Source organism: Pseudonocardia autotrophica (genome assembly GCF_003945385.1).
In the GTDB taxonomy this organism is placed as follows: domain Bacteria; phylum Actinomycetota; class Actinomycetes; order Mycobacteriales; family Pseudonocardiaceae; genus Pseudonocardia; species Pseudonocardia autotrophica.
On the sequence record NZ_AP018920.1, the window covers coordinates 1799035 to 1825257 of the forward strand.

Consider the following 26223-nt stretch of genomic DNA (forward strand, 5'->3'; position numbering starts at 1 on the left):
GGCCTGTGCCGGCGCGCCGGGGTCAGCGCATCTCGAAGTCGGCGAAGTCGAAGCCGGGGGAGACCACGCAGCTGACCAGCACCGGATCGTCGCCCAGCGGGACGGCCCGCTGCCACACCCCGGGCGGGACCTCGCGCTGCGGCAGCACGTCCGGCACAGGCGCACCTGCCGGATCGCCGTCGATGTCCGGCACGCTGGGTGGCCCCAGCCGGAGCGCGGCCGGGGCGCCGGGCTCGTCGGCGTCACCGGCGAGGAGCAGCTCGGCGTCCGGGCCGGAGTGCCAGCACCACAGCTCGGTCGAGCGCACCCGGTGCCAGCGCCCCGGGGCGTCGAAGAGGTACAGGATCGCGGTCGCCGAGGGCCGCGGCCCGTACGGCGTGTCGATCGTCAGCGGCGAGGCCCAGGTGCGGCGGTACCAGCCGCCCTCAGGATGCGGTGCGAGATCCAACGCGACAGCGACATCAGGACGCGACACGGGCCCAGCCTCCCACCGCGCGGGCCCTGCACCGCGCAGGGCGCGCGCAATCCGCACCGCGCAGGGAGCGCGCAGTCGGCACCGCGCAGTCCGCACCGCGCGCAGCTGCGCCGCGCCGCCCTGCGAGCCGCCCTGCAGGGTTCGCACGGGATCGCTGCGTTCGCACGAGGTCCGATCCCATGCGAACGCCACGAACCCGTGCGAACAGTTGCGGAGGGCGGCGGGGGACTACTCCGCGTGTGCTACGTGGGGGGTGATCTCACTGTGGGTGCACGTCGCCCTGATCGGGGGAGGCTCGGACGGGTGTTTCCGCTGGCCCCGTTCACCGTCCGCTCGTCTGATGGGACGGACGGTAACGCGAGGGACGGGAGTGAACCACGGTGCGGACGAGGACGCGGACGAGGACGAGGACCGGCCTGGCGGCGCTGACCGTGCTGGCCGCGACGGTGGCGGTGTCGGCGGCGACCACCGTGGTGGGCGCCCCCGCCGCGTCGGCAGCTCAGGCCGCGGTGAGCCAGGAGGACCCGGGTCCGGATCCGGGCCGGCCGGACACCGAGCGGCCGTCCGCCGCGCAGCCTGGATCAGCCCAGCCCGGATCTGCCCAGCCGGGATCGGCGCAGCCCGATCCAGCCCAGTCCGATCCGCCCCAGTCCGATCCGCCCCAGTCCGGAACCGCCCAGCCCGGAGCCGCCCAGCCCGGAGCGACGCAGCCCGACCCGGCCCAGCCGGACCCCGCCGCGTCACCGTCGAAGTGCTCGGCGACCGCCGCCGAGCAGCACGGCTGGGGCGAGCCGGACCGGCACTCCGACTTCGAGGGCAGCGACGAGGTCCCGCCGGACTGGCACCCCTACGGCCCCGAGCCCGGTCACGCGAAGAACGGCATCCGCACCCCGGACGCGGTGACCGTCGCCGACGGCGTCATGTCGATCAACGCCGACGCCGAGGGCACCACCGGCGCGGTCAGCTGGCACCCCGGGCAGCGGCACGGCCGCTGGGAGGCGTGCGTCAAGTCCGACGAGGCGAGCGGTGGGCTCAACGCGCTGCTGTTGCTCTGGCCGGTGGCCGAGGACTTCCCGGTCGGCGGCGAGATCGACTGGATGGAGGTCCTCTCCGACGACCGTCAGGAGACCAGTTTCTTTCTCCACTACGGCCCGAACAACGACCAGGACTACGGCGCCACGCAGCACGACTCCACCCAGTGGTCGGCCTACGCGTTGGAGTGGACGCCCGAGAAGATGACCGCCTACGTCGACGGGGAGGAGTGGTACACCAACACCACCACCGACCACTTCCCGCCGCGCCCGATGAACATGACGATGCAGCTCGACTACTTCCCGCCGGCGGGCGGCCCGACCGCGATGCACATGGACTGGGCGAGCCAGTGGGCGATCCCGGAGAGCGAGCCCGCGACGCTCAGCCTCCCGCCGGGGGCGAACGCGACCGGTCAGCCGCGCGACTACCCGGAGCGGGCGCCGCGCGAGCTGACGCCCGACGAGCAGCAGGCCCAGGACGCGATGCTGGCCGGCGAGTAGCGGCGGTGGGCGCGCGGCCCGGCCCCGGTGTCGAGCCCGGCCCCGTGTCGAGCCCGGCCCCGGTGTCGAGCCCGGTCCCCGGTGGCGAGCGCAGTCCCTGGAGCCGAGCGCAGTCCCTGGAGCCGAGCGCAGTCCCTGGAGCCGAGCGCAGTCCCTGGAGCCGAGCGCAGCCCCTGGAGCCGAGCGCAGGCTCCGCTGTCGAGCCGAGGAGCCGGGCCCGGCCCCGTGCCGAACTCAGGCCTCGGCGTCGAGCTCGGCCCGGGTCGGCGGGTCCGCACCGTGCCGCGAGCAGGTGATCGCGGCCGCGGTGACGGCCTCGCCGAGCACGCCGTCCAGCGCGGCCCGGTCGATCCGGTACAGCTCCTCGCGGGCGGTCGCGCCGAGCAGCCCGCGCCGGTGCAGCCCGGCCAGCAGCGCGGCGGAGAAGCTGTCCCCGGCACCGACGGTGTCGACCACGTCGACCTTCCGGCCGGGCAGCACGCTGTGCAGGCCGGACGCGGTACCGGCCAGCACCCCGTTCGCCCCCAGCGTGACGACGACGACCGCCGGCCCCAGCTCCAGCCACTCGCCGACGACATCGCCCGGCTCGCGGCCGGGATGCAGCCAGGCGAGGTCCTCCTCGCTGACCTTCACCACATCGGCGAGGCCGAGCAGCTCGTGCACCCCGGGCAGCACCTCGGCCGGCGAGTCCATCAGCAGCGGCCGGAAGTTCGGGTCGTAGCTCACGGTCGCGGTGTCCACGGCGGTCGCCATCAGCTCCCGCAGCACCTCCGCGCCGGGCGGGGTGGTGAGCGCGAGCGAACCCGAGTGGACGGCCACGACCGGACCGGCCGGGCCGTCGTCGAGCGCGCCGGAGAGCTCGTCCGCGGTCCACTGCCAGTCGGCGGTGCCGTCGACCCGGAAGTCGTAGGACGCCTGGCCGTCGTCGGCCAGTTCGACGATCGCCAGCGACGACGCCTGGTCCGCCTCGACGGCGTGTGTGAGATCGACGCCGTTCACCGTCAGGTGGTCGCGCAGCCGGCGCCCGAGCAGGTCGTCGGCCAGCCGTGCCAGCATCCGGGCCGAGACGTCGAGCCGGGCCAGTCCGACCGCCACGTTCGCCGGGCTTCCACCGGGGGCGAACTCCCAATAGCCCCGCGCAGCGGCCGGCACGATGTCGACGATGGCCTCACCGGCGACGGCGATCGTCCCGCGGGGCGGGCCTCCGTCAGCTGAGTCGCGCATAGGGGGAACTCTGCCACGATCGCACAGCGTGGTACTCATGTCGGGTGCCCCGGAAGATCCCGGTCGTGGTGCTGGCCGGGTTCCTCGGAGCCGGCAAGACGACCCTGCTGAACCACCTCCTCATCGCGGGCGGTGACGCGCGCATCGGCGTGGTCGTCAACGACTTCGGCTCGGTCGGGATCGACGCGATGCGCCTGGCCGGCCAGGCGGGCGGTGTGGTCGGGCTCGGCAACGGCTGCCTGTGCTGCGAGATCGGCGAGGGCGGCATCGCCGAGGTGCTGGAGAACCTCACCCGGCGCCGGGACGAGATCGACGTGGTCGTGATCGAGGCCAGCGGGATCGCCGAGCCGGGCACGCTGGTGCAGCTGGTGCTCGACGCGCTGGGCAGCCACCTGAGCTTCGGCGGCCTCGTCCAGGTGGTCGACGCCGCCGAGTTCGAGAGCACCCGCCGCCAGCATCCGCAGCTGGACCGGCACGTCGGGATGGCCGACCTGGTGGTTCTCAACAAGATCGACCGGGTCGGGCCCGGCCCGCTGTGGCGGGTGCGCAGGCTCTGCCGGCAGGCGAACCCGCGGGCACCGATCGTCCCGGTCCGCGACGGCATGATCGATCCGGCGCTGCTGTTCGACATCGAGATCGTTCCCGGGCGCCAGCTGATGCTCGGCGAGCAGGTGCGCGACGGTCCCGCCGCCGGCGACCACGCCGCTCACCTGCACGCCGGCTACCAGAGCGTGACGTTCCTCTGTGACGAGCCGCTGGACGCCGGCCGGCTGCAGGACCTGCTCGACGCCCGCCCGTCCGGGCTGTACCGGATCAAGGGCTCGGTGCGGTTCGCGGCCGCCCCGGCCCGGGAGCGCTGGGACCTGCACACCGTCGGGCGCTACGTCCGGTTCCACCGCAGCCGGTGGGACGCGGGCGAGCCGCGCCGCACCACGCTCGTTCTGATCGGGACCGGCCTCGACGAGGACGCCCTGGAACGGTCGCTGCGCGCCTGCATCGCGGGCGAGGGCGACCGCCGCGATCCCGACGCGCTGCTCCCGGTGGCCCGCTACGCGGTGTGACCGCGACGGCGCACGCTCAGACGGCGGTGAGATCCGGTCCGGTCGGCTGCTCGATGAGGGCGTGCAGCGCCTGCCCGGCCCCGGCGGCGGAGCCGTCCCCGTCGCCGACGGCCGTCCAGAGCAGGCCGCCGAGGGCACGGTCCGGATCGATCCGCCCGGCCTGCCAGGACCGGCTCGCGGCGAGCCGTTCGGCCATGGCGCAGAGCCGCCACTCCGCCGAGCCCCGCTCGGTGACGTCGACCGCGAACCGGGTGTGCCCGAACCGCGCCCGGTAGGCCCGCACCGGATCGGTCACCGCGTGGATCACCGACAGCACGGCGATCGCGGCGGCGAACGACACCGGCAGCGCGATCAGGAACGTGAGCATCGACCAGGTCCAGCTGTCGTCACCCGTGGTGACGGCCACGACGAGTGAGGTGATGACCGCGCCGCCGGTCATCGCGCCGGCCGGCACCCGGGTGAAGACGAGATCGCCCGCGTCGTCGATCACGTACGAGGTGTCGGCGACGAGCGCCGGGTCGTGCACCCGGTAACCGTCGCGGGTGCGGACGAGAGTGGGGAGGCGATCGGTGAAGGCACCGGTGGGGGTGTCTGCCATGGTCGTGCTCGATCTACTAGTGAAGTCACTGCTCGCGGCCCACTGGATGGCCGTCGCGCCCGGTCAGTCGCCCACGATGCCGGTGCGTGTTACAGGTTCACAACGAAAATGTTGTGGATCACAGGTGTGTGCCCCGTCACGTCCGTCCGCGGGGCTCAGGCGGGCGGCCACGGGTCCCCCCACGCGGTGTCGCGAGCGGCCCGGAACAGCTCCTTGCGGCTGCGCGGAACGGGGGTGTCCCGCAGTGATCCGTCGGTCGAACAGACACGCAACGTCACCAAGCCCTTCCGGGACTGCGGATGCCGGATCACCCGTCCGGACGCGGCTCCATCGGTGTCCGAGCGGGTCGCGACGACGTAGGAGAACTTCTCGTCCTCATGACCCAATGAACCGGCCTTGAGGGCCCGGTGCCGCGAGCTGCGGCTCACCCGGACCGCGAAGTGGCACCAGTCGTCGCCGGTCACCGGGCAGCCGCCGGAGTGCGGGCAGGGCGCCACGACCGTCATCCCGGCGGCGACCAGCCGCGCCCGCGCCGCGAGCACCCGGGCGTACCCGGCCGGCGTGCCCGGCTCGACGACGGCGACCACCGGGGCGGCCCGGGCCGCGGCGTCGACCAGCGCGTCCCGGACCGGTCCCGGCAGCTCACCGAGCAGGTAACAGGCCGTGACCAGATCCGCCGGTGCGAGCTCGGTGCCGGTCCCCAGCACCGCGGGCTCCCAACGCGCGTCCCGCACGGCGGGGGCACCGGCCCCGGCGGCGAGCTTCGCGCCGAGCGCGCGGGCCGGGGCGGCCGCCTCCAGCACCGTCGCCCGGCGCAGCGACGGCCAGGTCTGCGCCGCTGCCCAGACGGCCGCGCCGGTGCCGCCGCCGAGATCGAGCAGCCCGGCCGGGTCCGGGACCCGGCCCGCGGCCCGGCGGAACACGTCGAGCACGGCGGCGTGCGTGGCGGGCATCCGGTAGGCGGCGTAGGCCGCGGCGTCGTCACCGGTGCGCAGGATCGGGGCGGTCGGCACGGAACCGCTGCGGTAGTCGCGGATCAGCCGGTCCACCACCGGCGCCAGCCGGCCGGCCGGGACCGGATCGAGCGCGGCGTCCAGCGCCGCGGCCAGGTCGGCCTCGAGATCGGTGGCGGGGGCCTCGGGCGCGGGACTCACACCGACCATCACACCAGTCCGGCGCGATCAGCCGCGCGCGGCCGCCAGCAACGGGTCGTCGAGCGCGTCGAGCAGCGGGACCTGCAGCCGGGCCCATGGCGAGAGGCCCGAGCCGGGATCATCCGCGGCGGCCCGGAACCGGTCCCAGCTCCACCACCGCAGGTCCTCGACCTCGTCCGGCCGGGGATCGGGCGCACCGGCGATCCGGGCGACGAACACCGGGCACAGCTCGTTCTCCTCGATCCCGTCCTGGGACGCCCGGTAGCTGAAGTCGGGCAGCACCAGCCGCAACTCGGTGGCCCGGATCCCGAGCTCCTCGTCGAGCCTGCGGTGCACCGCGTCGGCCATGTCCTCGCCGGGCGCGGGATGCCCGCAGCAGGTGTTCGTCCAGACCAGCGGGAACGCGGCCTTGTTCCGGGCCCGGCGGGTGACCAGCAGGCGGCCGGCATCGTCCACCCCGTAGCAGGAGAACGCCAGGTGCCGGGGGGTGCTGGCGCCGTGCACGGTCGCCTTGTCGGCGACTCCGACCGGGTTGCCGTCGTCGTCGAGCAGCACGACCTGTTCCATGTGCTCCTGTCTACCCGACCACCCCGGTGCGGGCCCGGCGGCGGTGCCGGATCACCCGCGGCGGCCCGCGGCCACGAGACTGTCGTACCCGCGTGCCATCCTCCGGTCGTGCATCGAGCGGTGGGCGACTTCGCGCAGCGCGAATCCGGTCGCCGCCCGGGACCGTCTCGTGTTGACTCGATTCCACCGCACCGACCTCGCCGCGGTCGAGCACCTTCCGACCCGGCGCCCGACCACAGGAGGCCACCCGCCGTGACGACCGAGCCGAGCACCGAGCCCGCCGGGGCCGAACGGCTCCCGGCGGGCGCACCGCTGATCATCTCGCTGTTGGTCGGCTCCGCGTTCGTGATGATCCTGAACGAGACGATCATGAGCGTGGCACTGCCCGTGCTGATCGCCGACCTCGGTGTCACCGCCGCGACCGCCCAGTGGCTGACCAGCGGCTTCCTGCTGACGATGGCCGTGGTCATCCCGATCACCGGGTATCTGCTGCAGCGGTTCCCGCCGCGCTCGGTCTACCTGGCGGCGATGAGCCTGTTCAGCGCGGGCACCCTGCTGTGCGCGGTCGCGCCCGCCTTCGGGGTGCTGCTCGCCGGGCGGGTCGTGCAGGCCACCGGTACCGCGGTGATGATCCCGCTGCTGATGACGACGATCCTGCGGCTGGTCCCGGCCTCGCGCCGCGGGCAGACGATGGGCACCATCTCGATCGTCATCGCGGTGGCGCCCGCGATCGGGCCGGCGCTGTCCGGGGTGATCCTCTCCGCGCTCGGCTGGCGCTGGATGTTCTGGCTGGTCCTGCCGATCGCACTGCTCGCGCTGGCGGCCGGGGCGCTCTGGTTGCGGGTCACCGCCGAGACCTCGAAGGCCCCGCTGGACGTGCTGTCCGTGCTGATCTCCGCGGTCGCGTTCTCCGGGCTGGTCTACGGCCTGTCCGCGATCGGTGAGTCGGCGGCCACCGGTGGCGACGGCGAAGGTGTGCCGCCGTGGGTGCCGCTGGTCGTGGGTGTGCTCGCGCTGGCCGTGTTCGTGCATCGGCAGATCCGGCTGCAGCGCACCGCCGCGCCGCTGCTCGACCTGCGACCGTTCGCGATCCGGCAGTACACGGTCGCGGTGGTGCTGGTCGCCGTCGGATTCATGTCGCTGTTCGGCGCCATCATCCTGCTGCCGCTCTACATCCAGGACGTGCTCGGCGACACCGCGTTCGTGGCCGGCCTGGTGGTGCTGCCCGGCGGGCTGGTGATGGGCCTGCTCGCGCCGTTCGTCGGCCGCGCCTACGACCGGCTGGGGGCGCGCCGGCTGGTGATCCCGGGTGCGCTGCTGCTGAGTGCGGTGATGTGGGGGTTCACCACGCTCGGTGCGAGCTCCCCGATCTGGCTGGTCGTGGTGCTGCACATCGGCCTGTCGGCGGCGCTGGCGCTGATGTTCACCCCGCTGATGACCGACGCGCTCGGTGCGCTGCCCGGCGAGCTGTACTCGCACGGCAGCGCCATCCTCACCACGCTGCAGCAGGTGGCCGGTGCCGCGGGGACCGCGCTGTTCATCACCGTGATGACGCTGGCCTCGGCCGGTGCCGGGGTGGACGCTGCCGGGGTGCAGGCGGCGTTCCTCACGGCGGCGTTCGTGTCGCTGCTCGTGCTGGTGTTCGCGATGTTCGTCGGGCGGGCCCCGGAGCGGGCGACCACCGCCTGAGCCGCGGGCGGGCCGGCGCTGCTGTGCTACCGGCCCGCCCGCGGAGTCGTCAGGGCCTGCTCGTCCCGCCCGCGCTGCCGGCCCGGCCGCTCTCGGTGTCGCCGTCCGGCTCGGCGTCGCGGGTGTCGGCGAGACCGCCGCGCGAGGTCTCCGAGAGCACCAGCACCGATCCGACCGACACCAGTGCGAACACACCGATGACGACGCTGATGGTGCCCGGTCCGGCGCCCGCCGCCATGATCGACGCGAAGGTGACGGGTGCGAGCCCGGCGCCGAGCCCGGAGAGCTGATAGCCGATCGAGGCCCCGGTGTAGCGGGACCCGGTGGAGAACAGCTCCGAGTACAGCGCCGCGGACGGCCCGAACCAGGCGGCGTGCGTGATCCCCTGCCCGACGACGACGGCGATCGTCAGCAGCACCGCCGATCCGGTGTCGACCATCGGGAACACCGCGAAGCACCAGGCTCCGGTGGCGAGCGCACCGCCGAGGACCACCGGCCGTCGTCCGACGACGTCGGACAGTGCCGAGAACCCGATGATGCCGCCGATCGCCACGACCGAGGAGAGCGTCAGCGCGTTCAGCACCGTCTGTCGCTCGAAACCGGCCTGCACCGCGTAGGAGATCAGGAACGTGGTCAGGGTGCCCTGTGCGATGAACGCGCCGAAGCCGATGCCCACCGCGAGCGCCAGATTGCGCGGGTGGTTGCGGAGCACCTCCAGCAGCGGGGGCCGGGCCGGCTTGTTCGCCGCGGCGGCCGCGAACACCGGCGTCTCGGTGACCGAGAGCCGCACGAACAGGCCGATCGCCAGCAGCACCACGCTCAGGATGAACGGGATCCGCCACCCCCAGACGAGGAAGCCCTCGGGCCCGGAGATCGCGGCGAACAATGCCAGCACCACGGTGGACAGCACCATGCCGCTCGGCGCCCCGGCGTTGGTGAAGCTCGCCCAGAGCCCGCGCCGGGACGACGCGTGCTCGGCCGACATCAGGACCGCGCCGCCCCACTCACCACCGACCGCGATGCCCTGGACGATCCGCAGGAACACCAGCAGGATCGGGGCGAGCGCGCCGACCTGGTCGTAGGTGGGCAGCAGGCCGATCAGGGTGCTCGCGACACCCATCATGACCATGCTGATCACGAGCATCTTCTTGCGGCCGACCCGGTCGCCGAAGTGTCCGAAGACGATGCCGCCGATCGGCCGTGCGATGTAACCGGCGGCCAGGGTCCCGAATGCGGCGACGGTGCCGACCAATGGATCCAGGTCGGAGAAGAACACCTGGTTGAACACGACCGCCGACGCGGTCGCGTAGAGCAGGAAGTCGTAGTACTCGATCATGCTGCCGAGGTAGCTCGACAGCACGGCGCGGCGTCGCTGGCCGCGGGAGAACCGGGGTTGCGTCATTGCAGTTCCCTGAGTGTCGTCGGTCCCGGGCGCCGGTCCGCACGGAACCCTCGGATATGACAAGTAGCTTTATAGCAAGGAGATTGTCATTCAGTCGAGTGCCGTTACGCTGTGTGGTGTGACTGAACCGGCAAATCCGGCCGCGCCTACCGGGCGGCGGGGTCAGCGACTGACCTATCTGGTGAAGCGTCTGGAGATGGCGGAGCGAGCTCGTCTCGAGGAACGGCTGCGACCGCTCGGGGTGACACTCGGCCAGTACACGGCGTTGAGCGTGCTGGAACGCCGGGGCGGCCTGTCCTCCGCGCAGCTCGCCCGTAGACACTTCGTGACTCCGCAGGCGATGCAGCAGCTCGTCGCGGGGATGGAACGCGACCAGCTCATCGAGCGCCGGGCGGACAGCGCCAATCGGCGGATCCTGCGGGTCTGGTTGACCGAACACGGTGAACGGATGCTCGCTGCCTGTCACGAGGCCGCCGGTCATGTGGAGCGACGGATGCTCGCGCGCCTCGAGGACGGCGAGGCCGCGGCCTTCGCGATCACGCTGGAGCGCTGTCTGGAGTCGCTGACCGAGCCGGACGGCTACATCGACCCCCCTCCTGCGGACGAGGGTCTCGACGCTTGACCCTTTATCAGGATCCTTGCTATCAAGGATCCTGATATCGCTGACGTGCGAGGGAGCAATGAGTCCGATCACCGGCCCGGGCCTCGGCCTGGGCACCTGGCCCGCCCGACGGGCCCGCATCAGTCCGGACGCCCCCGCGCTCCTCGACCGGTACCGGTCGCTGTCCTACGCGGAGCTGGCGCAGCGCGTCGCGCAGGTGGCCGGTGGGCTCACCCGGCTCGGCGTCCGGAGCGGCGACCGGATCGCGTATCTGGGCGTGAACGCCGTCGAGGTGCTGGAGACCTGCTTCGCGGCCTGGTCGCTGGGCGCGATCGCGGTCCCGCTCAACCACCGGTTGGCCGGCGACGAGGTCCGCTACATGCTCGAGGACTGCGGCGCCTGCGTGCTCGTGTACAGCGACGACGCCGCCGAGCTGGTCACCGCCGCCGGGCCGCTCCCGCCGTCGGTGCGCCATCTCGTCGCGGTCCGTCCCGCCCCGTCACGCACCGGTGGGCCCGGAGCGGTGGAGTTCGAGGCCGGTCTGGCGGCGGGCCCGCCGGTCCCGGCCGACGGCGAGACCGGGCTGGACGATCCGGCCGTGCTGCTCTACACCTCGGGCACCACCGGCCGTCCCAAGGCCGCGATCCTCACCCACGGAAACCTGACCTGGAACACGGTCAACCAGCTCGCGCACGTCGATCTGCTCTCCACCGACCGCACGCTGTGCATCTCGCCGCTGTTCCACTGCGTCGGACTCAGCCAGGTCACGCTGCCCGCCCTGCTCAAGGGCGCGAGCGTGGAGCTCGTCGAGCGGTTCGATCCGGCGCTGGTGCTGTCCCGGATCGCCGACGCCGGGATCAGCGGGTTCGCGGCGGTGCCGACGATGCTGCAGATGCTCTGCGAGCACCCCGGCTGGGCCGGGGCCGATCTGTCGTCGCTGCGCAGCGTGGTCTACGGCGGGTCGCCGGTGCAGGAGCGGGTGGCCCGTGCCTGGCTGGAGCGCGGGGTGCACCTGCAGCAGGGCTACGGCATGACCGAGGCGTCGCCGGGGGTCTACATGGCGACCCGAGACGGCACGGCCGCGCATCCGCCGACCTCGATCGGGGTGCCGCACTTCTTCACCGACGTCGCGATCCTGCGCGAGAGCGGGCCGGAGCCGGTCGGCGACGAGCCGGGGGAGCTGCTGGTCCGGGGTCCGCACGTGGGGCCCGGCTACTGGGAGCGGCCGCAGGAGACGGCCGCGTCCCGGGCCGACGGCGGCTGGTTCCGCACCGGCGACGTCGTACGGGCCGATCCCGACGGATGGGCGTTCGCCGTCGATCGGGTCAAGGACATGTACATCTCGGGAGGCGAGAACGTGTATCCGGCCGAGGTGGAGGCCGTCGCGGTCGGGCACGACGCGGTCGCGGACTGCGCCGTCGTCGGGATCGCCGACGAACGGTGGGGGGAGGTCGGCGTCGCCTACGTCCAGCCCCGACCCGGGGCCGTGGTCGATCCGGACGAGCTGCGCGTGTACCTGGCCGCCCGGCTGGCCCGGTACAAGGTGCCCCGGTACGTCGAGCTGGTCGAGGATCTGCCGCGCAACGCCACCGGCAAGGTCCGCCGGGTCGAGCTGCGGGACCGGGCGGCAGCCCGATGACCGCGGTGGAGCGCCCCGGATCGCCGCCGTCCCGGCCGACGTCACCGCCGTCGCCCCGGCCCTCGTCACCGCCCTCCCCCCGAAGCTCGTCGCGGCAGCCCGCGCTGCCCCCCTCGCTGGAGACCGAGCGGCACGACGACGTGCTGGTGCTCCGGCTCGCCCGCCCGGCCAAGCGCAACGCGCTGAACGACGCCACCGTGCTCGGCATCGAGGCGTTCTTCGCCGATCCGCCGCGCGGTGTCCGCGCCGTCGTGCTGGATGCCGAGGGTGACCACTTCTGCGCCGGTCTGGACCTGTCCGAGCTGGGCGACCGGGACACCGTCGCGGCGATGGAGCACTCCCGGATGTGGCACCGCGCGTTCGAGCGGTTGGCCGAGGGACGGGTGCCGGTGGTGTCCGTGCAGCGCGGCGCCGTGGTCGGCGGCGGGCTGGAGCTGGCCGCGGCCACGCATGTGCGGGTCGCCGAGCCGAGTGCGTTCTACGCCCTGCCGGAGGGCCAGCACGGCCTGTTCGTCGGCGGCGGCGGGTCGGTCCGGCTGCCCCGGCTGATCGGCGCGCACCGGATGGCCGAGATGATGCTGACCGGCCGGGTGCTGGACGCCGCGGAGGGGCTGGCGGTCGGGCTGTCGCACCACCTGGTCGGGCCCGGCGAGGGCCTGCCCAAGGCGCTCGAGCTGGCCCGCGCCGTCGCCACCAACTCGGACATGACGAACTTCGCGGTGCTGCAGGCGCTGCCGCGGATCGCGGAGGCCGCACCGGCACAGGGCTATCTGATCGAGTCGCTGGTCGCGGCCGTCGCGTCCAGCAGCGACGATGCCCAGACCCGGATGCGGGCGTTCCTGGACGGCCGCGGTCGCCGGGTCCGCCGGGAGGGGGACCGGTGACCGGATCCGACGAGCCGGAGCTGCTGCGGGCGGCACCCGTCCGTCCGCCGGCGGACAGCGCGCTCGGCGGATTCGTCGAGCACCTGCGACAGGCGCACGACCGGGAGTTCGACGACTACGCCGACCTACACCGCTGGTCGGTGCAGGATCCGGACGGCTTCTGGGGTGCACTCGCCGAGCACTTCGGCGTCCGGTTCGGCACGCCGCCGCAGGCGGTACTCGGCGACGCCGCGATGCCAGGCGCCCGCTGGTTCCCGGGCGCGACCCTCAACTACGCCGAGCACGCCGTCGGGATCTCCGCGGCCGGCGCCGACGCCGATGAGGTCGCCGTCATCGGGTACTCGCAGACCCGCGACCGGACCGAGCTGACCTGGGGCGAGCTGCGCGAGCAGGTCGCCGCGGCCCGGGCCGGGCTGCGCCGGCTCGGTGTGCGCCGCGGCGACCGGGTCGCCGGGTACCTGCCCAACATCGCCGAGACCGTGGTGGCGTTCCTCGCCACCGCCTCGCTCGGCGCGATCTGGACCAGCTGCGCGCCCGAGTTCGGCGCGAGCAGCGTGCTCGACCGGTTCGGCCAGGTCGAGCCGGTGGTACTGCTCGCCGTCGGTGGCTACGGCTACGCGGGCAAGCAGGTCGACCGGCGCGAGCAGGTGGCCGCGATCCGGGCCGGATTGCCGGGGCTGCGGCACGTCGTCGACATCGGGTACGGGCCGCATCCGCTGCCCGGCGCGGTGACCTGGGGCGAACTGCTGGGCGAACCGGGGGAGCTCGCGTTCGATCCGGTGCCCTTCGACCATCCGCTCTGCGTGCTGTTCTCCTCGGGCACCACCGGCAAGCCGAAGGCGATCGTGCACGGGCACGGCGGGATCCTGCTCGAACACCTGAAGAACCACGCGCTGAGCTGGGATCTCGGCCCCGGCGACCGGATCCTGTGGTTCAGCACCACCGCCTGGATGATGTGGAACGCGCTGGTCTCCGGTCTGCTGCGGGGCGCGTCGATCGTGCTGGTCGACGGCAACCCGCAGTACCCCGACCTGAGCCTGCAGTGGCGGCTCGCCGCCGAGACCGGGGCGACCCTGGTCGGCGCCAGCCCCGGCTTCCTGATGGCCTGCCGCGCAGCGGATCTGCGACCGGCCCGTGAGCACGACCTGTCCCGGATCCGGCAGCTCGGCGCCGCGGGCAGCCCGCTGCCGCCGGAGGGTTACCGCTGGGTCGCCGAGCAGTTCGGCGCCGGCGTGCTGCTCAACGTCGGCAGCGGCGGCACCGACATCTGCTCGGGGATCCTGCAGGGCGGCCCGTGGCAGCCGGTGTGGGCCGGCGAGATCTCCGGGCCCTGCCTGGGCGTGGACGCCCGTGCCTTCGACGAGCACGGCACACCCGTGGTCGACGATCTCGGTGAGCTGGTGATCACCCGGCCGCTCCCGTCGATGCCGGTCGGGTTCTGGGGTGACGACGACGGCAGCCGCTACCGGTCCACCTATTTCGACCGGTATCCGGGGGTGTGGCGGCACGGCGACTGGGTGCGGTTCACCGCGGCCGGGAGCGCGGTCGTCGCCGGCCGGTCGGACGCCACCCTCAACCGGGGCGGGGTACGGCTGGGTACCGCCGAGTTCTACCGGGTCGTCGAGGAGTTGCCCGGGATCGACGACAGTCTGGTGCTGCACCTGGAGGACCGGGCGGGTGGCAACGGTGAGCTGATGCTGTTCGTGCAGCTGCGTCCCGGTGCCGTGCTGGACGACGCGTTGCGCGGGCGGATCGTGGGCGCGTTGCGCACCGAGCTGACCCCCCGGCACGTGCCGGATCGGATCGAGGAGGTGCCGGTGGTCCCGCGCAACCGGACCGGCAAGAAGCTGGAGGTCCCGGCCAAGCGGATCCTGCTGGGGGCCGCGGTCGAGGACGTGGCCTCGCGGGACGTACTGGCCGATCCGGTCGCGCTCGACGCGTTCGCCGATCTCGCCGGGACGCGCGCATGACCCCGGTCCGGCGGGTCGCCGTCGTCGGGACCGGGGTGGTGGGTCTCGGCTGGACCGCGCTGTTCCTGGCCCGCGGACTGGACGTGACCGCGACCGATCCCTCGCCGGGGGCCGAGCAGCAGCTGCGTGCCGGCGTCGCCGCGCTCTGGCCGCGCCTGGACGCGGTAGCGGGCGCCTCGCCGGACCGGCTGTCGTTCGTGCCGACCGCGGCCGCGGCCGCCGAGCACGCCGACTTCGTGCAGGAGAACGGCCCGGAACGCGAGGACGTCAAGCACCGGCTGTTCGCCGAGCTCGACGAGGCGGCCCGGCCCGAGGTGGTGCTCGCGTCGAGCTCGTCCGGGCTGCTGCCCACCGATCTCGCCCGCGGTGCCCCGCGGCATCCGGAACGGGTGCTGGTCGGGCATCCGTTCAATCCACCGCAGGTGATCCCGCTGGTCGAGGTGGTGCCCGGCGAGCGGACCTCGGAGCGCGCGGTGTCCGACGCGCTCGCGTTCTACACCGCGCTGGGCAAGCGGCCGATCCGGCTGCGTGCCGAGATCCCGGGACACATCGCGAACCGGCTGCAGGCGGCGCTGTGGCAGGAGGCGTACTCACTGGTGGAGCGGGGCGTCGCGAGCGTCGCCGATGTCGACGCGGCGATCGCGCACGGCCCCGGCCTGCGCTGGGCGGTGCTCGGACCGTTCGCCAACCAGCACCTGTCCGGCGGCCCGGGCGGCCTCGCCCACGTGCTGGAGCACCTGGGCCCGCCCACCGAGCGCTACTGGCGTGATCTCGGCCGGGTCACGCTCACCCCCGAGCTCACGCAGACCCTGGTCGACGGGGTGCACGACGAGCTCGGTGACACCGACCCGGCCGAGCTGGCCGCCCGGCGCGACGCCGTGCTGGCCGAACTGCTGGACGCCAAGTCCCGCACCGACCTGCCCTGACCCCGCCCCGACCGGAGGACGACGACATGGCACCCGAGAAGGCTGTGACCCTCGACCCGACCACTGTGGACGCCATCGACGTGCACGTGCACGTCGAGCAGGACGGCCACGGCTGCTTCGCGCTGGACCAGGAGCTGATGGACGCCTCGGCGGCCTACTTCAAGTCCGGCCAGGACCGCACCCCGACGATCGCCTCGATCGCCGAGTACTACCGTGAGCGCAGGTTGGCAGCGGTGGTGTTCACCGTCGACGCACCGGCCGGAACCGGTCATCCCGCACTGTCCAGCGAGGAGATCGCCGATCTCGCGGCCGAGCACACCGACGTCCTGATCCCGTTCGGTTCGGTGGATCCGCACGGCGGCAAGGCATCGGTCGCCCGGATCCGCCGGCTGGTCACCGAGCACGGGGTGCGCGGGTTCAAGTTCCACCCGAGCCTGCAGGCGTTCGAACCGAACGACCGGAGCTTCTACCCGCTGTACGAGGCGATCGCCGAGCTCGGTGTGCCTGCCCTGTTCCACACCGGGCAGACCGGGATCGGCGCCGGGCTGCCCGGCGGGCGCGGGATCAAGCTGCGCTATTCGAACCCGATGCTGCTCGACGACGTCGCCGCCGACCACCCGGACCTGACCGTGGTGCTCGCGCACCCGTCGGTGCCCTGGCAGGACGAGGCGATCTCGATGGCGACGCACAAGGCGAACATCTACATCGATCTGTCCGGCTGGTCGCCGAAGTACTTCCCGCCGCAGCTCGTCCGGGCGGCCAACTCGCTGATCAAGCACAAGGTGTTGTTCGGCTCGGACTTCCCGGTGATCACCCCGGACCGCTGGCTGTCGGACTTCGAGCGCCTCGACCTCAAGCCCGAGGTGCGCCCGCTGATCCTCAAGGACAACGCCGTCCGGATGCTGGGGCTGGACGCCGCCGCCCCGGCTCGCTGACCGGTCCTCGTCCCCGTCGGCCGGGACAGCGGGAGCCGCTCACCGCTGCCCGCCGACGCGGAAGACGTCGTGGGCGAACTCGGCGACCAGCCGGGCGACCCGGTCCGGTGCGCGCCGGTTCGCGTTGTGCTCCTGGCCCGCGAGGCGGGCGATGCGCGTGCGCGGGACGGCGGTCGCGAGGGCGCCGGTGCGATCGGCGAGATGTGCCGGACTGCGCTCGCCGAGCAGCAGCAGCACGGGGACGTCGATCGCGCCGTAGGCATCGAGCCGGACACCGGTGTCGTCGATGGCCTCGGTGTCGACGATCTGGCGCGGTACCCGTGCCCGCAGAGCCGGGACGGCTCCCACCAGGATTCCGTAGACCCGGGAGAGCCACGGCGGGTAACCGACGATCTCCCGCATGAAGATCGTGAGCGCTGCGCCGGGAGCGTTCCGGTCGAGGGCGGCCCGGGCCCGCTCCAACGCCCGGCCGCCGAGGGGGCCGCCGATCGGGACGGGCGCTTCGTAGACGACCGCACCCGCGAACGTGCCCGGTGCTGCGGCGAGCGCCTCCAGCGCGACGACTCCGCCGGAGGAGTGTCCGATCAGCAGACACGGCTCGTCGATCGCGTCGGCGACGGCGAGCACGTCCCGGACCTCCACGGCCATCGACGTGGCCGCCTCGACCTCCTGGTCGAGCCGATAGGTCCTGCGGTGCAGCCGGATCGTACGGAACCGGTCGGCGAGCCGGTGGGTCACGCGCGCCCAGGACCTGCCGTCGTCCATCCCGGGATGCAGGACCAGCAGCGGCGGGCCGGCTCCCTCGACGTAGCCGTGGATCGCGGTGCCGTCGGCGGCCACCGCGAGCTGTTCCTTCGCGATCCTCGCCATCACGGGTTCCCCAGCCGGTCGAGGGTGGCGCGGGACTGCTCGGTGAACTCGGGCGTGAAGAGGGGCTCGGCGAGCACGTCCAGAACGGCCCGGAAGAACCGCGGCGAGCCCTCCGGTGTCAGGGTGTCCTCCCCGAGGGTCCGCGAGAGTTGTTCGTGGAGGGCGAGGAACCCGAAGTTCATCGCGGCGATGGCGACCGCATAGGCGTGCAGGTCGCTGGTCCGGGGCCTGGCCACCGTCTGCCGGGGATCGGCCAGGTAGCTCTCGATGTGGGCGACCTCGTCGTCGAACAGCGTCGCCACCGACGGTGATCCGTCGATCAGCGCCCGCGCGATGTAGCGCCGGACCGGCATCGCCGTCCGCAGCGCATCGGCCAGGAAGCCGGGATCGGCCATCCCGCCGGCGCCTGCCTCGTCCTTCGTACGCCGGATCGTCTCGGCGGCGTACTCGTCGCACGCCCGGCGCAGGTTCTCCTTCGAACCGAAGTGGTGCTGGACCAGCCCGTGCGACACCCCGGCCGCCGTCGCGACGCCGCGGATCGTGGTGCGTTCGACCCCGTGCGCGGCGAAGTGCTCCAGGGCTGCATCCCTGATCCGGGCCCGTGCTGTGAGGTCGGTGTTCGCGGTGCTCGTGCGGTCGCCCACGGCAGTCTCCTTGACGTCGGTCCAGGAAACTATACACGTGTATTGGCCGCACGGGTCCGGGCGATCGTCCGCGGGCCGGCGTTCCCCCGGTGCGTCGGGAGTGGTGTGCGGACTCGGCTCCGGCACGGTCCGGCGCCCGGCGTCAAGCCCCCTCGGTGAACCGCGGATCGAGCCGCCGACGGTCACGAGATTGTCCGGACCGGTTCTCACGTTGATCGACATCCGAGACATCACCGCAGCTCAGCGCCGTCAGGCAGTCATGGTTCCCCACGTCGTTGACACGATCGGGTGATTCGTTCCGCAACGTTTCGAGGCGCACGACGGAATGGTCCCGAGCGTTCCGAGTAGCCGACATCACACGATGCGGACCGAAACGATCCGGCCGATGGCCGATCCCAGCATGTGGACCGGGCCGGTGTGGGCGTTACTCCGAACGGGTCTGCACACTGTTCCGCATGCACCTCGTCTCCCGGTTCGCGAGTCGGCGTCACGTCGACCTGCGCCGCCAGGCGAGCGCACTCTGTTCCGGCGCCTGACGCTCCGGACCCGGGGTGCGCCCGCCGCGGCCACCCTCCTCCGGTGCCCGCCGGTCCCGTGCCTCCCGGAACGGGCCGGCCCGCACCACCCCTCCGGCTCGCGCCCCGTGCGCGACCCTCCCGCCCCGCCGCTGCGACGGCCCGGGAGGCCGGGGTCCGGCACTCTCCGGAACCCACGTCCGGCCTGCCGCGCCCGGCGTCCGACGGTGCCCGGCACCGGCGGCCGATCCGGCCCCGCCGCTACCGCGACGTCCACAGTGGTCACCCGATTCGAGGGTGACCGGGCCCCGATCCCGCTCCCCACCGAAGAACAGGAGGCACTCCGTGCCCCAGCACCGTGCACACCGGCCCTCCCGGGCCAGGCTCGTCGCAGGAGGCGCCGCACTCGCCGGCACCGCCCTGCTCGGCCTGTCCGGCGCGGCCCAGGCGGCGACCCCGGACGTCGTCCCCGACCTCGGCCCGCTGCTCAGCGCCCCGAACCCGGACCAGCCGACGCCGGCCCCCGAGGCGCCCTACGTCGAGCCGTCGTACACCGCGTTCGACTCCGACCAGCCGCTCCAGCAGCTGCGTGACTTCGCCCCGGCCGGGGTGCCGGTCACCGGGCTGGTGGACGTCGTCTCCAAGGCGCCGAAGCAGATCACCCCGACCGTCCTGCAGAACGGCACGGTCGGCGAATGAGTCTCATCCCGAAGTCCCGGTGGGGGCGGCGGTCGGCGTTCGCCCTGCTGGGCGCGGCCGTCGTCGCCGGGGTCGCAGTGCTCCCGGCACAGGCCCAGAACAGCATCGACGTGGTCCGGTCGGAGGTCACCGGCGCCGACGACAAGACCTACTGGGTCGAGAACAACCTCACGCCGCAGGCCCGTCAGCAGTCCGGCGGCGACTCCTCCCAGTCCGGCCCGCGCAAGGAGTACATGGTCGTCTGGGCCGGTGACGAGAACGTCGCCGACACGGTCGTCTCCGACGTGCGCAACCTGCCCGGCTCGCTGGCCGACCCGATCGACAAGGTGCGCGACGCGCTGCCCGGCCCGGACTTCATGGCCGTCGTCGACGCCACGAAGGGCTCCCCGGACTACGGCAAGGTCGTGAACACCGCGACCGTCGGGCCGCTGGTGGAGAACGAGCCGCACCACATGCAGTACTCGTGGCGCAAGGGCGACAAGATCTACGCGGGCGGGCTCTACTCGGCGGCGACCTACGTCTTCGACGTCACCGCGCTGCCGGAGCTGAAGCTGTCCGGCATCTCGCTGCCGTCCCAGACGCTCTGCGGATCGGTCCCGGACGCCTACTGGGTGCTGAACGACGGCACCGCGTACGGCACCTACATGGGCGGCCCGGTCGCACCGGGCCCGTGCCGCTACACCAACGGTGAGGTCCGCACGGGTAACGGTTTCGCGGGTTCCCCGGGATCGGTCGTCCGGCTCGGTGAGGACGGCGAGAACCTGGTCGAGGCCCCGGCCGCGACCGAGACGCCGGAGGACCCCACCCAGTGCCTCAACATGCCGGCCCTGGGCAACCCCACCTGCGCGAACCCGCACGGCATCCAGGTCCGCGAGGACCTGGACACGATGGTCACCAGTGACTACGCGGAGCCGCGGTCGATCATCCTCGACCCGGTGAAGAACCCGTCGCCGTACCTGCGACGACCCACGGTGCGCACCTGGGACATCTCCGACCTGAACCACCCCAAGGTGAAGTCGGTGGCCTACCTGCCCACCGGGCCGCGCTCGAACGGGCAGGACCCGCTGCGCAACGAGAACCGCGCCGCGATGGAGACCACGGTCACGAACCGGCCGGAGAACAAGGGCGCGTTCGCCCAGACCATGCAGGGTGGCGCGATCTTCTACACGCCCGACATCACCGTCGAGAACCCGGAGTGGCGCGAGGTCTTCGATCTCGGCACGGTCGCCCCGGAGCTCGGTGTCGGCGGCGAGAACGGCGGTCCGAGCGCGAACGGTGGCTGGCTGCAGACCAGCCCGGACGACCGGACGCTCTACCACGCCACGATCGGCCGCAAGGCCGGCACGCTCGGCCCGGACGACAAGGGCACCGCGGGCGGCGTCGTCGCGCTGGACATCGAGAAGCTGGTGGGTGCCGGTGCGGACACCACCTGCTCGATCGACACCGAGGAGGAGATCACCGCCGGTGGCGCCGAGCCGGACTGCCCGACCGTCCGGTCGAGCGTCGGCATCAACCCGGACCAGACCGGGGCCGGCCCGCACTGGGGTGCGCTGGACAATCTCGACCTGGGTGACGACGGCTTCTACCGGGAGACCGACCAGCCCGGCCGCCTGGCCACGGCGAACTACTTCGTGGCCCGGACCGGGCTCGACGGTGACCACCGCGTCTGCATGGTGGACATCGGCCAGGACGGTGCGCTGAGTCTCGACGAGTCCTTCACCGACGAGGACACCGGCGACACGTGCATCAACTTCAACCGCGAGAACTGGCCGCACGGTGCGTTCGGCAACGCCAAGCCGCACTCGATGCTGTTCGTCGCCGCGCATGCGGACATCAAGGACTGATGAGCATGTCCGCCATCCTGCTGCCGTCGGCTCTCCTGCCGACGACGGCGCTCGTGCCGGCCGGCGGGCTGCTGCCCGCCGGCCCGGCCGGGACGGTCCCCGCCCTCGTGGCGGGGGCCGTGGTCCCGGCTCATCCCGCCGTCCTCGCGGCGGGACCGTTCGACGGTGCGCCGGCCAGGGTGACCGTCGCCCGGCTGGTGCTGCTCACCGGGCTGGCGCTGGTCGCCGGATCCGGGCTCGTCCGCCCGATCGCCGGGCCCCCGGTGCGGGCGGAGCGGGTCGTCGCCGCAGTCGCGGCCCTGGCGGTCGTCTGCGCCGCGGTTGCGGCGACGGCCCGCTCCGGCGTGAGCGCCTGGGGGATCGGGCTGGTCGCCGTCGCCGTGGTGGTCCCGGTGCTGCTCGGCACCCGGTACCCGGTCGCGGCGGCGCTCCCCGGCGCCGCGGCCGTCGCGCTGCTGGCGACGGTGCTGGCCTCGGCGCGCAACGGGATCGCCGGCACCGCGCTGGACGCCGGTTACGCCGTCGCCGCCGCACTCCTGGCCGGTGCGACGCTGCATCTGCTCGTACATCGCGGGGCGGCCCCCGAAACCCCTGTCACCGGCACCCCTGTCCCCGGCACCCCTGCACCCGGCACCGCGGCTCCCGGGGTCGCTGTGTCCGATACCGGTCGGGACCGGAGCGCCGTCGTCGGGTGGCTCGCGGTCGCCGCGGGCCTGCTCGCCGTCGCGACCGCGTTCGCCCAGATCCTGCTCACCGGCCCGTTCAGCGTGATCGACCTGGTGGGGACCGGCTACGGCCGGGCCGCGCTGGTCGCAGCGCTCGCCCCGGCCGTCGTCACCGGGGTGCTGCTGCCCGGCCTGATCGCGGGCCGGCGCGCGCACCGGAGCGGCGCCGGATCGCCTGCCGGATCGGCTGCCGGATCCGGCCGGGACCGGGCCAGGGCCGCCGCGCTGCGCGAGCGGACCCGGACGGTCGCCGCGGCCGCCGCGGTTCTGGGTGTCGCCGCCGCGGCACTGCCGGCCGCGCTGCCGGTGCCGGCCGCCGCGGCCGAACCCGGACGGCTCCTGGCCCGGGGGATCGATCTCGGCTCCGGCGCGCTCACCCTGGTCGTGACGCCGATGCGGCCCGGCCCCAACCTGGTGCAACTGACCGGTCCGGGGCTCGTCGTGCCGGACACGACCGGGCCGGATCCGGCCCCGGTGACGGCCGCGGAGCCGATGCCCGGCCACGGCTCCGGGCCGGCCGGCGGGACCGGGTTCGGCGTGCGGGTCGCCGACCGCGAGGTCCCGGTGACCGCGCGCCCGGGTGCGCCCGGCGGATGGGCGCTGGTCGACCTGCCCGCCGGCACCCGCTCGCTGGACGTCCTGGCCGGTGGCATCTCCCGCACCGTGCCGGTCGACGTGGGATCCGACCGCGTGAGCCCGGCCGGCGCGACCGGCGCGGACGGACCCGAGTGCGCGTCCGCGGTGCTCGGGGCCCTCGTCGCCGCCGGACCGGCGGCCGGCACCGTCGGCGCCTGCCCCGCCGAGTCGCTGCGCCCGGCCGACGAACGGGCCCTGCGCGACACCGTCCGGTCGCTGGCGGTCCGGGGCGCACCGGGGATCGCGCTCGCCGCGGACGCCTCGCCCCGCTCCCGGGCGGCCGCCGAGGCGGTCCGCGCCGAGGCCGCCGCGGCCGGGCTGCCGTTGCTGCCGCAGGGCGGGGCGGACGGCGCACTCCTGGTCGTCTCCGGCTGGCAGGACGCCGCCCGCGCGGTCCGGGAGATCGCGCTCGCCGCACACGACACCCCGACCGCGCTCGGCGGGACCTACCTGGCACCGTGGCTGCTGACCGGCGGCGTGCTCGGGGCCGCGCAGAGCGCCGTCGTCCCGTTGCCGTTCGGGCCGCAGGAACCGTTGCCGCAGCGCTACGTCCGGGCTCTGGCCGCGACCGCGCCGGGCTCGGCCCCGTCCACATCCGGGCTGCTGGCCTGGGCGGACGCCGGAGGGCAACGGGTCGAGGAGCCGTTCGGCCTGTACGGGGCCGCCCCGGTCACGGTGCCGATGAGCATCGAGCCACCGGGGGAGACCGGGCACCACGGCGGGCCGAACACCGCGGCCTGGTTCCCCGGCGGCGCGGTCGTGCACATCGGACCGCTCGCGGCGCCCACCGCTCCCGCCACTCCCTGATCCACCGTCCGTCACCCGAGGAGAGACCATGTCCGTCACGCAGGACCGGAGACCGGGCCCGCTGGTGCGCGCCCTGCGCGAGATCCCGGCCACCGAACGCGCGGCCTTCGGGCCCCGCGACCGGGAGGCCCCGCCGCCGCAGTGGCGGGTCGTCGCCGTCGGCCTCGTGCTGGCGGTGCTGTTCCTGATCGGGGTGAGCACGGTCGCCCCGGCCACGATGGTCGGCACCGCCGCACTCGGCCTGGCGCTCGGCTTCACCCTGTTCCACTCCCGGTTCGGGTTCACCTCCGGCTGGCGCCAGCTCGTCGCCGTCGGACAGGGTGCGGCGATCCGGGCGCACATGCTGATGCTCGGCACCGCAGCGGTGCTGTTCGCGGTGATCCTGTCGTCCGGGTTCGCGCTGGCCGGCGAACCGCGCGGGTTCACCTCGCCGATCGGCATCGGGCTGGTCGTCGGCTCCTTCCTGTTCGGCGTCGGGATGCAGGTCGGTGGCTCGTGCGCGTCCGGGACGCTGTTCGCGGTGGGCAGCGGGCAGAGCGCGATCGTGCTGACCCTGTTCGGGTTCATCGTCGGCTCGATGTTCGCGGTGCTCACGCACACCTTCTGGACCGAGACGGTGCCCCGCGGGCCGAGCGTGAACCTGGCCGAGCTGCTCGGCTACCCGGGCGCGCTCGCCGTCACGCTGCTGGCGCTCACCACGATCACGGTCGTCACCTGGGTGATCGCCCGGCGGCGTACCCCGCCGCCGGTGGAGCGGCCGCCGTCGGCCCGTGGGATCGCCCGGGTGCTGCGCGGCTCCTGGTCGATGTGGGCCGGCGCGCTGGTGCTGGCCGTGCTGAACGCCGCGGTGCTGTTCGTCTCGGCCGCCCCGTGGGGGGTGACCGCGGCGTTCGCGCTGTGGGGCTCGAAGTTCCTGGAGCTGTTCGGTGCCGACGTCGCGAGCTGGGCGTACTGGCAGGTCCCGGCGAACGCGCAGGCGCTCGCCGGGCCGGTGCTCGCCGACCGGGTGTCCAACCTGGACGTCGGGATCATGATCGGGGCACTGATCGCCTCGGCGGTCGGCGGCGCGTTCGTGCTGCACCGCCGGATCCCGTGGAAGCTCGCGCTGGGCGCGGTGCTCGGCGGGATCGCGATGGGCTACGGCGCGCGGCTCGCCGGCGGCTGCAACATCGGCGCCTACTTCTCCGGGATCGCCTCGTTCAGCCTGCACGGATGGATCTGGGCCGTCGTCGCGCTCGGCGGCACCTGGGTCGGGCTGCGGCTGCGGCCGCTGTTCGGCCTGGCCAACCCCAAGCCTGCGGACTCGCTCTGCTGAGCGGGCCCGCCGGACGCTCCCTCGACGAAAGGTTCAACCAGTGAACGCACATCCCCACACCGTCGCCGGACGGGTGACACTCGCCGTGGCGGGCGCCGGCGCGCTGCTCGCCGTCGGCGGCGGTCTCGCGCACGCCGATACCCCGGACGAGCAGCAGGCACCCGAGGTCCCCGAGGTGACCGAGGCCGGCGTGGCCGGCTCGGGCGTCCCGGTGTTCCTGCTCGACGGCGCCCCGGCACTGCCGGTGCCCGGCTCGCTGCTCACCCCGGTCGACCTGACCGCACCGGTGTTCGAGGTGCTCGACGGCCTGACCTGACGACGTCCCCCGGCGCAGGCACAGGCGTCCGGGGGATCGGCTCGCCGGGGCCCGCGAGCCGCACCGACGGCCACCCGTCCATCGCCTTCGCCGGCGGTGGCGGGTGGCCGCTCGTGCTCCGGCGGGTGGTCTCGCCGCCGTCCGCCGATCCGGGGGGTTCCGTGTCGCCGCGAGGTCGTGCATCATCGCGTTACCGGTGGTAACGTTACCGTCGGTTACAGCGCATCGGATGCGCCATGAGACGACGTCGTCCGTGAGGAGTCGAGATGACCGCGACCGTTCCCGAGGCCCGGGCCGACCAGCCTGCCGAGCGGAAGGACACCGCCGAGCGGCTGCTGCGCTCGTCCGCGGAGCTGTCGTTCGACCCGACCACCCAGGTCGACTGGGAGACCCCGCTCGACCGCACCAAGCACGGCATGAGCCCGGAGTGGAGCAGCCTCTACGGCACCGCGTACTGGGACGAGCTGACCGAGGAGCAGCGCACCGAGCTGACCCGGCACGAGGCCGCATCGGTGGCCTCCACCGGGATCTGGTTCGAGATGATCCTGCAGCAGATGATGCTGCGGGACTTCTACGCCAAGGACCCGACCGATCCGTCGTTCCAGTGGGCGCTGACCGAGATCGCCGACGAGTGCCGGCACTCGATCATGTTCGCCCGCGGCTCGGCGAAGCTGGGCGCCCCGGCGTACGTCCCGAAGCGGTCCACGGTCGAGCTCGGGCGGCTGTTCAAGTCGACCGCGAGCGGCGAGGCCGCCTACGCGTCGATCCTGGTCGCCGAGGAGGTCCTCGACGTGATGCAGCGGGACTGGATGCGCGACGAGCGCGTCGTCCCGTTCGTGCGCACCGTCTCCAACATCCACGTGGTCGAGGAGTCGCGGCACATGAAGTTCGCCCGCGAGGAGACCCGGGAGCACCTGAAGCGGGCCGGGCGGGCGCGCAGGCAGCTCAACGCGTTCTACGTCTCCGCGGCGGCCTACTTCATCGTCTCCAGCATGTGGAACGAGCAGGTCTACGAGAACGTGGGGCTCGACCGGGCGCGCGCACTGCGCGAGGCGAAGGCCAACGAGCACCACAAGGCGATGCTGCGCAGCTCGTGCGCCGGGCTGATGGAGTTCCTCTCCTCCTGCGGCCTGCTCACGAAGCCGGCGCTGTACTTCTACCGTCGCGCGAACCTGATCTGAGCCGGCGGTCCACC

At 73.4% G+C, this 26223-nt stretch carries 23 protein-coding genes; 15 read left to right on the forward strand and 8 right to left on the reverse strand.

Annotated features, from left to right (window positions below):
- Positions 1 to 22: 22 nt before the first annotated feature.
- Entirely contained in the window at positions 23 to 475 is a 453-nt protein-coding gene (locus tag Pdca_RS08705) for a cupin domain-containing protein (protein WP_085913721.1), read from the reverse strand.
- Between the two features lie 380 nt (positions 476 to 855).
- Between Pdca_RS08705 and Pdca_RS08710 the strand changes: the two genes are divergently transcribed.
- A complete protein-coding gene (locus Pdca_RS08710) occupies positions 856 to 2007 on the forward strand; it encodes a glycoside hydrolase family 16 protein (protein WP_125911327.1) in 1152 nt (383 codons plus the stop codon).
- Positions 2008 to 2241: 234 nt separating this feature from the next.
- On the opposite strand, the gene Pdca_RS08715 is transcribed toward Pdca_RS08710, so the two are convergent.
- Positions 2242 to 3231: a carbohydrate kinase family protein gene (locus tag Pdca_RS08715; RefSeq protein WP_085913719.1), complete on the reverse strand. Its 990-nt coding sequence runs from the start codon at positions 3229 to 3231 to the stop codon at positions 2242 to 2244.
- A 44-nt stretch (positions 3232 to 3275) separates the two neighbouring features.
- Between Pdca_RS08715 and Pdca_RS08720 the strand changes: the two genes are divergently transcribed.
- Positions 3276 to 4292, forward strand: coding sequence for a CobW family GTP-binding protein (locus Pdca_RS08720; RefSeq protein WP_085913718.1), 1017 nt, complete (start codon positions 3276 to 3278; stop codon positions 4290 to 4292).
- A gap of 16 nt (positions 4293 to 4308) precedes the next feature.
- Here the strand turns inward: Pdca_RS08720 and Pdca_RS08725 are convergent, their stop codons facing one another.
- The 3 genes from Pdca_RS08725 to idi all read right to left on the reverse strand — a co-directional run bounded on the left by Pdca_RS08725 (position 4309) and on the right by idi (position 6611).
- Positions 4309 to 4890 (reverse strand): hypothetical protein, encoded by a 582-nt coding sequence (locus Pdca_RS08725; RefSeq protein ID WP_085913717.1) that lies wholly within the window; start codon positions 4888 to 4890, stop codon positions 4309 to 4311.
- Positions 4891 to 5045: 155 nt separating this feature from the next.
- Positions 5046 to 6044 (reverse strand): small ribosomal subunit Rsm22 family protein, encoded by a 999-nt coding sequence (locus Pdca_RS08730; protein WP_211286621.1) that lies wholly within the window; start codon positions 6042 to 6044, stop codon positions 5046 to 5048.
- 27 nt (positions 6045 to 6071) lie between these two features.
- Positions 6072 to 6611: an isopentenyl-diphosphate Delta-isomerase gene (gene idi, locus Pdca_RS08735; RefSeq protein ID WP_085913715.1), complete on the reverse strand. Its 540-nt coding sequence runs from the start codon at positions 6609 to 6611 to the stop codon at positions 6072 to 6074.
- Positions 6612 to 6863: 252 nt separating this feature from the next.
- Here idi and Pdca_RS08740 point away from each other — a divergent pair, with 252 nt between their 5' ends.
- The gene (locus Pdca_RS08740; RefSeq protein WP_125911328.1) at positions 6864 to 8300 is read left to right on the forward strand and encodes an MDR family MFS transporter; all 1437 of its coding nucleotides are present in this window, start codon (positions 6864 to 6866) and stop codon (positions 8298 to 8300) included.
- Between the two features lie 49 nt (positions 8301 to 8349).
- Here Pdca_RS08740 and Pdca_RS08745 read toward each other — a convergent pair whose 3' ends face one another.
- The gene (locus Pdca_RS08745) at positions 8350 to 9702 is read right to left on the reverse strand and encodes an MFS transporter (RefSeq protein WP_232021475.1); all 1353 of its coding nucleotides are present in this window, start codon (positions 9700 to 9702) and stop codon (positions 8350 to 8352) included.
- A 118-nt stretch (positions 9703 to 9820) separates the two neighbouring features.
- Between Pdca_RS08745 and Pdca_RS08750 the strand changes: the two genes are divergently transcribed.
- Genes Pdca_RS08750 through couO form a run of 6 tightly spaced genes read left to right on the forward strand, consistent with a single transcriptional unit; the run spans position 9821 to position 16657 of the window.
- Positions 9821 to 10324, forward strand: coding sequence for a MarR family winged helix-turn-helix transcriptional regulator (locus tag Pdca_RS08750; protein ID WP_232021476.1), 504 nt, complete (start codon positions 9821 to 9823; stop codon positions 10322 to 10324).
- Between the two features lie 58 nt (positions 10325 to 10382).
- Complete coding sequence (locus Pdca_RS08755) at positions 10383 to 11942, forward strand: acyl-CoA synthetase (protein ID WP_085913714.1); 1560 nt, start codon at positions 10383 to 10385, stop codon at positions 11940 to 11942.
- Positions 11939 to 12826, forward strand: a complete 888-nt coding sequence (locus Pdca_RS08760; protein ID WP_085913713.1) for a crotonase/enoyl-CoA hydratase family protein — start codon at positions 11939 to 11941, stop codon at positions 12824 to 12826. Before Pdca_RS08755 ends, Pdca_RS08760 begins: the two co-directional genes overlap by 4 nt.
- The gene (locus tag Pdca_RS08765; protein WP_125911329.1) at positions 12823 to 14796 is read left to right on the forward strand and encodes an acetoacetate--CoA ligase; all 1974 of its coding nucleotides are present in this window, start codon (positions 12823 to 12825) and stop codon (positions 14794 to 14796) included. The genes Pdca_RS08760 and Pdca_RS08765 overlap by 4 nt, the downstream gene beginning before the upstream one ends.
- Positions 14793 to 15722, forward strand: coding sequence for a 3-hydroxyacyl-CoA dehydrogenase NAD-binding domain-containing protein (locus Pdca_RS08770; protein WP_085913711.1), 930 nt, complete (start codon positions 14793 to 14795; stop codon positions 15720 to 15722). The genes Pdca_RS08765 and Pdca_RS08770 overlap by 4 nt, the downstream gene beginning before the upstream one ends.
- Positions 15723 to 15748: 26 nt before the next feature.
- Positions 15749 to 16657 (forward strand): 4-hydroxyphenyl-beta-ketoacyl-CoA hydrolase, encoded by a 909-nt coding sequence (gene couO, locus Pdca_RS08775; RefSeq protein WP_085913710.1) that lies wholly within the window; start codon positions 15749 to 15751, stop codon positions 16655 to 16657.
- A 39-nt stretch (positions 16658 to 16696) separates the two neighbouring features.
- Here couO and Pdca_RS08780 read toward each other — a convergent pair whose 3' ends face one another.
- Complete coding sequence (locus tag Pdca_RS08780) at positions 16697 to 17527, reverse strand: alpha/beta fold hydrolase (protein ID WP_085913709.1); 831 nt, start codon at positions 17525 to 17527, stop codon at positions 16697 to 16699.
- Entirely contained in the window at positions 17527 to 18171 is a 645-nt protein-coding gene (locus Pdca_RS08785) for a TetR/AcrR family transcriptional regulator (RefSeq protein ID WP_218031435.1), read from the reverse strand. The genes Pdca_RS08780 and Pdca_RS08785 overlap by 1 nt, the downstream gene beginning before the upstream one ends.
- Positions 18172 to 19031: 860 nt before the next feature.
- Here Pdca_RS08785 and Pdca_RS08790 point away from each other — a divergent pair.
- From Pdca_RS08790 to Pdca_RS08815, 6 genes are all read left to right on the forward strand, one after another.
- Complete coding sequence (locus Pdca_RS08790) at positions 19032 to 19385, forward strand: hypothetical protein (protein WP_085913707.1); 354 nt, start codon at positions 19032 to 19034, stop codon at positions 19383 to 19385.
- The gene (locus Pdca_RS08795) at positions 19382 to 21229 is read left to right on the forward strand and encodes a hypothetical protein (protein ID WP_085913706.1); all 1848 of its coding nucleotides are present in this window, start codon (positions 19382 to 19384) and stop codon (positions 21227 to 21229) included. Before Pdca_RS08790 ends, Pdca_RS08795 begins: the two co-directional genes overlap by 4 nt.
- Positions 21229 to 23397 (forward strand): hypothetical protein, encoded by a 2169-nt coding sequence (locus Pdca_RS08800; RefSeq protein WP_085913705.1) that lies wholly within the window; start codon positions 21229 to 21231, stop codon positions 23395 to 23397. Before Pdca_RS08795 ends, Pdca_RS08800 begins: the two co-directional genes overlap by 1 nt.
- Positions 23398 to 23425: 28 nt before the next feature.
- Positions 23426 to 24712, forward strand: coding sequence for a YeeE/YedE family protein (locus Pdca_RS08805; RefSeq protein ID WP_085913704.1), 1287 nt, complete (start codon positions 23426 to 23428; stop codon positions 24710 to 24712).
- 40 nt (positions 24713 to 24752) lie between these two features.
- Positions 24753 to 25028: a hypothetical protein gene (locus Pdca_RS08810; protein WP_085913703.1), complete on the forward strand. Its 276-nt coding sequence runs from the start codon at positions 24753 to 24755 to the stop codon at positions 25026 to 25028.
- 266 nt (positions 25029 to 25294) lie between these two features.
- Positions 25295 to 26209: an AurF N-oxygenase family protein gene (locus tag Pdca_RS08815; protein WP_085913702.1), complete on the forward strand. Its 915-nt coding sequence runs from the start codon at positions 25295 to 25297 to the stop codon at positions 26207 to 26209.
- Positions 26210 to 26223: the final 14 nt, after the last annotated feature.